The following is a 6,406-nucleotide window of genomic DNA, read 5'->3' on the forward strand; positions in this document are numbered from 1 at the left end:
AAAAATATACAGAATATAAAGGTTACTAAATAAATAATACCTAATGCTGTATTTCTAAACGTAAAATATTGAAAATTAAACTCTCTTAACAAAGCTAGTCCTATTGGAAATGCAATAAGCGCAAAAATAATATTGAAACCTATTTTATTTTTCATATAATTATGGTTATTTAAATATGTGTTAAACTATTAGTGAATAATCAAATATACAAAAACAACAAAGTTGTAAAAACAAAAAAATCCCCAACTTTCGTTGAGGATTTATATTTAAAGAAATTCTGTTTTTAATTAATTTTTTGAGCAACATAATCACTCTCGTTTCCTAAACGATCAACAGCTTTTAGGGCAACTGCCGTTAAGCTTTTACCATCTTTATGTTTCAAAATTGTTTGGTTTGTTTTGGTTTTATCCAAAATAGATGTTTCCCAATCGTTGTTGTAACGTGTGTACAAAATCCATTTCGAAACATTTGAATTCATTTTATAGTCATTCCAATTCATCACAACTTCTGATGCTTTTGCATTTACAGACAAACTTGGTTTTGCCAAACGATCTGCCTTAATCCAATTCATAGTTGGCACTAAAGCTTTAGCTTTGTATGGACCTTCTTTTAGATAACTTAACATCGAAGGATTTTTCGTTAATCCAGCAATACTCCAGTGAATAACACCTACATTATTTTGCAAAATCTCTCCAGCCATTTTTACTTGATTTGTAATCTCAGTTGTTCTATCCGAAACCTTAACTTCTACAGTATTCAAACCTGGCCAAAGATGACGGTTATGTGTATTTTCTGATTTCCACCATTCTAATAATTTAGGAAAACTTTGTCCTGTCGAATTAATTGGCCAATATAATTGTGGTGAAAAATAATCAACCCAACCTTTGTTCAACCATAATTTTGCATCTGCATACAATTCATCATATTGCGAAGAACCTGTAATTCCAGAAGGATAACCTGGTTTCCAAATTCCAAATGGACTAATTCCAAATTTAACGAAAGGCTTTTCTGCTTTGATTTCTTTATAAATTCTTTCGATAATTGTATTCACATTTTGACGACGCCAATCAGCTCTCGATAATGTCCCTCCATTGTTTTTGTAAACATTCCATGTTGAATTATCTGGAAAATCTGCTCCACCATTGTAAGATGCATATGGATAGAAATAATCATCAAAATGAACACCATCAATATCATAACGCGAAACGATATCACGAACAACTTCCGAAACGTGATCTTGCGTTTTTTTGTCAGCAGGATCAAACCAATACATACCGTTCTTCAGTCTCACCACATTACTTGGCGATCTTTTCACCATCGACTCACTTGTCACCGGTCCTCCACTACTGTGATGCGCTCTGTAAGGATTTAACCAAACATGCAACTCAATTCCACGTTTGTGCGCTTCTTCCACCCAAAACTCTAACGGGTCATAATATGGAGAAGGCGCTTTTCCTTCTTCTCCAGTTAAGAAGTAAGACCAAGGTTCGAAATTACTTTTGTACAAAGCATCTGCTGCTGGACGAACCTGAAAAATAACTGCATTGAAATTGTTTGCTTCTAACATATCCAACAACTTTATCGCTTCATCTTTTTGTTGCGTTGTCGTTAAATCTTTTTTAGAAGGCCAGTTAATATTTGCAACAGAAGCCACCCAAGCCGCGCGGAATTCACGATTTACTTCTGGTAATTTCACTGTAAAAACTTCTTCTTTCTTGTTCGGAATTTCAGTTTTTGGTGTAGTAGGAATAGTTGTTTGCGTAGATTCTACAGGTTTTGTAGGCTGTTTAGATTCTACTTTTTTATAAACTATTTTTTTCGAACTTTTATTTGAAGCACACGAAGTTAAGCCAATTGTAGCTACTCCGAAACACATCAAAATATATTTAAAATTAATTTTCATTCGTTGAAATATGTATTTTTAGCGTTACAAAATTAGTAATAAAGCTTTATTAATCCAGATTTTATCAAATATTTAGGATATCTAGATTTTCCTTCTCTATTAAATTTACAAAATTTTTCGCTTCAAAAAGTGTTTTATAAATTTTATTCTTTACATTTTTGTACTCATCTATAATTGATAAAAATATGTTTCTAATTATATGTTTTGGTGTATTGATTATTTGTGTAAATGTTATTTTACAATCAACTGTTACGGTTTATTCGCTAAAATATCTACATAAATTTAATCTCAGAAAACAACGATTAACGTTTAGTGAAGTGCTTTGGCAAATGGCAATTTCAGTATCTTTCTTGACTTTATTGCACGGTGCACAATGTACAATTTGGGCGGCTACTTTTTATTTCAATCCAAATATTGACAATTTATATAGTTTTCAAGAAGCAATCTATTTTTCATTAATCACTTTTACAACCGTTGGTTACGGTGATGTTGTGATTGATAGCGAATGGAAAATTATGGCTGGATTAGAAGCTATAAACGGAATTATGATGGTAGGCTGGTCAACTGCGTTGATGTTTTCTTACCTACAAATTATCTTAAAGAAGAATATTACTCAATAAAAAAATCCCTTCAAAAATTTTTGAAGGGATTTTTAATTAATATTTATTTTTTTCCAAATTAACTTTCAATTCTTTGTAATAATCTGGCGCATTTGCATCTTTTTCTAAAGCTGTATTAACCCATTTCAACGCTTGATTTCGATCCAATTTATTCGAATAATAGAAGTTTGCTGAATTGTAAAAATCTCTTGCAGAAGAATTTTCATTCAATTGATCTCCAATCATTTTTAAAACTTCGTTAATTGTATTCGTTTCAATATCCAAAACAACCGTTGTGTTATCCCAAGCTAATACCAAATTCGCTGATTTTTGCGTCACATTTGTAAAACGAATCTCAAACGTTTCTGTCTTGTTCATCGATTTTGTTGACGGAGCTTTCACTTTCAAAGCGATATTCGACTCCTTCCACTCTTTCGGATTTCCCCAGTTTTTCGTGTCTTTGTAAAAAATTACCTCCCACTCCTCTTTATTCGGAATGCTATACAACGCATATTCGCCAGCAGCCAACTCTTGTCCATTCACTTTGATTGGTTTATCAAATTTGATGACCGTATTTTCATTCGCACCAGTTCGCCAAACTTCTCCATTCGGTACCAATTTTCCAAATACTTTTCTTCCGTTTACATTTGGTCGATTATATTCAACTTCAAATTCTGTTAAACCTACTTTTTGTTCAACTTCAGCATGAGAACTTACCGCGGGAAATTTCATTTGAGCAAAAGCACAACTTCCTATTAACAAAGCTAAAACTGTTGATGTTATTTTCATATAATTATTTCTTATTCTTTATTTTATCTGTTTTTTTATCGTATCCATACGGACAATGTTTGCATCCACTTTTACAACAATACCCTCTTTTTTTTAGATATTGTTCAGTAAATATTCTGAAACCTTCTGGAGATAAATAATAATCTCCTTCTTCAAACTTTTTCATTTCTAACGCTGTGAATTTACAACTTTTATCTATAAACTATCATTAATTTTGGTATGATAATTATTTGCGAAACTTCTTCTAAATTTACGCTTTTTAACGCTTTTTAAATCAATATCTTTTCAGATTGATTAATTTTGCAATAAAATCGAATTACCTAAATCATGTTTGTAGTTGTTTTGCGTCATTTATTCCGAAAGAATTTTATTGGAATTACCATTTTTCCTTTCATTTTTTTGAGAGATAAAAAACTGAAAAATGATGAAGTTTTAATCAATCACGAAACCATTCATATCATTCAACAACTCGAACTTTTGGTCGTTTTTTTCTATCCTTTTTATTTTATTGAATATGCCATTCGATTGATTCAATATCGCGATCAACACAAAGCATATCGCAATATTAGTTTTGAGCGTGAAGCTTATGCAAACGAACACAATTTGAATTATTTAAAAAAACGAAAATTTTATAATTTTCTAAAATATATCTAAATGATTTGGAACGATTTTAAAGCTCAAATTCAAAACATTGACATCAAACATTTAACTTCTCAAAATATTCAACTTTCTATATTAAGAGAAGATTTGATTCATCCAGAAATCTCTGGAAACAAATACCGAAAACTGAAATATAATTTTATTGAAGCTGAAAAACAAGGTTTCAAAAAATTAATAACATTTGGTGGCGCTTTTTCTAATCATATTGCGGCAACGGCGGCAGCTGGTCAACTTCATCATTTCGAAACTATCGGTATAATTCGTGGAGAAGAATTAAGTGATAAAATCGATGAAAATCCTACGTTACGTTTTGCTCAAAAATGTGGAATGCAATTGCATTTTATTTCCAGAGAAGATTATCGAAAAAAAGATGAAGTAGAATTTATTAATCATTTAAATACTAAATATCCAAACACTTACGTTATTCCAGAAGGAGGTACAAATGATTTTGCGATAAAAGGTTGCGAAGAAATTTTGTACGATGATTGTTTCGAATATGATTTTATTGCTTCGGCAATTGGAACTTGCGGAACAATTGCTGGATTGATTGAAAGCTCGAAACCTCATCAAAAAGTTTTAGGTTTTCCGAGTTTAAAGGGAGATTTTATCCAAAATGAAATCGAAAAATTGACAAATAAAACGAATTTCACTATTTTTAATGATTATCATTTTGGCGGATATGGGAAAGTTTCGGATGAATTAATTACTTTTGTAAATGATTTCAAGCGAATTAACCATATTCAATTGGATCCTATTTACACTGGAAAAATGGTTTTTGGAATTTTTCAATTAATTAAAAATCATTATTTTAGTGATAATTCTAAAATTCTTTTGGTTCATACAGGCGGATTGCAAGGAATTGAAGGAATGAACAAACTTTTAAAGAAGAAGAACAAAAATATTATAGAATGAAAAAATTGTTATACGTTTTTAGCTTAGTGTTGACAATTTCGGCGCAAGCACAAGAAAGTAGAGACATAACTTACATTCGAAAACATGCTATTTTAGCTGTTGAAGAAATGCAACTTTACAAAGTTCCGGCAAGTATTACGTTGGCTCAAGGTTTATTGGAAACTGGCGGCGGACAAAGTAAATTAGCCGATCAAGCCAATAATCATTTTGGAATAAAATGTAAAGGTCCTGAAGAATGGTCGTTGGATAAACCTCGTATTTATCACGATGATGATGCAAAAGGCGAATGTTTCAGAAAATATTCTTCAGTTGAAGAAAGCTATAGAGATCATTCTAAATTTTTAGCGTTAAGACCATATTACAAAGCTTTGTTTATTTTAGATCCGACAGATTATAATGCTTGGGCAAATGGTCTGAAAAAATCTGGCTATGCAACTGATCCAAAATATGCTTCAAAATTAATTTCGAGAATTGAAAAATATAATTTAGATCAATTTGATAAGATTTCTCCAGAAGAAGTTTATGCAAAATTGTATACGTTATACAACAATCAAGATGATATGATGTTGGCAAATAATTCGTCAAAATCTAAAACGAAAAAAGAGCCTAAAACCATCAAAGAAGAAGTCGCATTAGCGTCTTATCAACCAAAAGATAATGTTGTAGAGAGTGAGCCAATTGTAAATAACGCTAAAACGATTACTTACGAAACTCGTACGCAAACTCCGACAACGCGCATCAAAAATCATAAAAATAATATTCCTTATATCGTTGCGCAAGCGGGAGAAACAATTGCGACAATTTCTAAAACGTACAACAAAGTTCCTTCGGATATTGCGAATTTCAATGAAATACAAATGGGTTCTAAATTGAAAGATGGACAAATTGTATTCTTCGGAAAAAAGAAAACAAAAGGTTCTGATTATTCGTACAAAGTGCAAGAAGGTGACGATATGTACACGATTTCGCAACGTTTTGGTGTGAAAGTTAACAATTTATACAAGCTAAATCGTATGGAACCAGGTGAACAGCCAAGAGTTGGACAACGAATTAATTTGAAAACAAAAATTAGAGCATAATAAGCTCAATAATAAAAAAAGCTTCATAAGGAAGCTTTTTTTATTTCATCATTTTAGAAATACATTTATTATTTATACTAATCAAATATTTTAGTTGATATCTATAATTTTCAACTATATCAAATCCTAATTTAACAAACTTTGATTATCACATTTATAAATCTTCCACATTTATTAGGCACACTAACAAACAATTAATAATCAGCATTTAACCTAATAAAGTAGATTAATAAAAAAGATAAATAAAGTTAGTATCCTTTTCCTTTAAAAGTTTAGATTCTAAGCTGAATTATATAATGTTTATATGTTTTATTACAATTAGGTTTATCACTAAATAAAATTTCAAATTCAGGGTTTAATTAATTTATAAACGATTAGAATTATATCAAAAAAACGCCACCCAAATTGGGTGGCGTTTGTTATTAAAATTAATATCTAAAGTTAGTTTTTAACAACTTTTGTTG

7 protein-coding genes are annotated in these 6,406 nt (G+C 30.6%); 4 read left to right on the plus strand and 3 right to left on the minus strand.

The window, feature by feature from the left end:
• Positions 1-283: 283 nt before the first annotated feature.
• Positions 284-1,903 (minus strand): glycoside hydrolase family 10 protein, encoded by a 1,620-nt coding sequence (locus tag B4H69_RS05145; protein WP_280045756.1) that lies wholly within the window; start codon positions 1,901-1,903, stop codon positions 284-286.
• 185 nt (positions 1,904-2,088) lie between these two features.
• Between B4H69_RS05145 and B4H69_RS05150 the strand changes: the two genes are divergently transcribed.
• Entirely contained in the window at positions 2,089-2,523 is a 435-nt protein-coding gene (locus B4H69_RS05150; RefSeq protein ID WP_180906372.1) for a potassium channel family protein, read from the plus strand.
• Positions 2,524-2,559: 36 nt separating this feature from the next.
• Here B4H69_RS05150 and B4H69_RS05155 read toward each other — a convergent pair whose 3' ends face one another.
• Positions 2,560-3,291 carry a DUF2911 domain-containing protein gene (locus tag B4H69_RS05155; RefSeq protein WP_084106931.1) on the minus strand — a complete coding sequence of 244 codons (732 nt, stop codon included), beginning with the start codon at positions 3,289-3,291 and terminating at the stop codon, positions 2,560-2,562.
• 4 nt (positions 3,292-3,295) lie between these two features.
• On the minus strand, positions 3,296-3,457 hold the full coding sequence (locus B4H69_RS05160) for a DUF5522 domain-containing protein (RefSeq protein WP_160279602.1): 162 nt from the start codon (positions 3,455-3,457) through the stop codon (positions 3,296-3,298).
• A gap of 161 nt (positions 3,458-3,618) precedes the next feature.
• Here B4H69_RS05160 and B4H69_RS05165 point away from each other — a divergent pair, with 161 nt between their 5' ends.
• The 3 genes from B4H69_RS05165 to B4H69_RS05175 are packed head-to-tail and all read left to right on the plus strand — an operon-like array spanning position 3,619 to position 5,942.
• Positions 3,619-3,945, plus strand: coding sequence for a hypothetical protein (locus B4H69_RS05165; RefSeq protein ID WP_038336313.1), 327 nt, complete (start codon positions 3,619-3,621; stop codon positions 3,943-3,945).
• Positions 3,946-4,863: a 1-aminocyclopropane-1-carboxylate deaminase/D-cysteine desulfhydrase gene (locus tag B4H69_RS05170; protein ID WP_291093013.1), complete on the plus strand. Its 918-nt coding sequence runs from the start codon at positions 3,946-3,948 to the stop codon at positions 4,861-4,863. It abuts the gene before it with no gap.
• Positions 4,860-5,942, plus strand: coding sequence for a glucosaminidase domain-containing protein (locus B4H69_RS05175; protein ID WP_180906368.1), 1,083 nt, complete (start codon positions 4,860-4,862; stop codon positions 5,940-5,942). The genes B4H69_RS05170 and B4H69_RS05175 overlap by 4 nt, the downstream gene beginning before the upstream one ends.
• The last annotated feature ends 464 nt before the right edge of the window (positions 5,943-6,406 follow it).

The organism is Empedobacter sp. UBA6745, assembly GCF_002453775.1.
Taxonomy (GTDB): domain Bacteria; phylum Bacteroidota; class Bacteroidia; order Flavobacteriales; family Weeksellaceae; genus Empedobacter; species Empedobacter falsenii_C.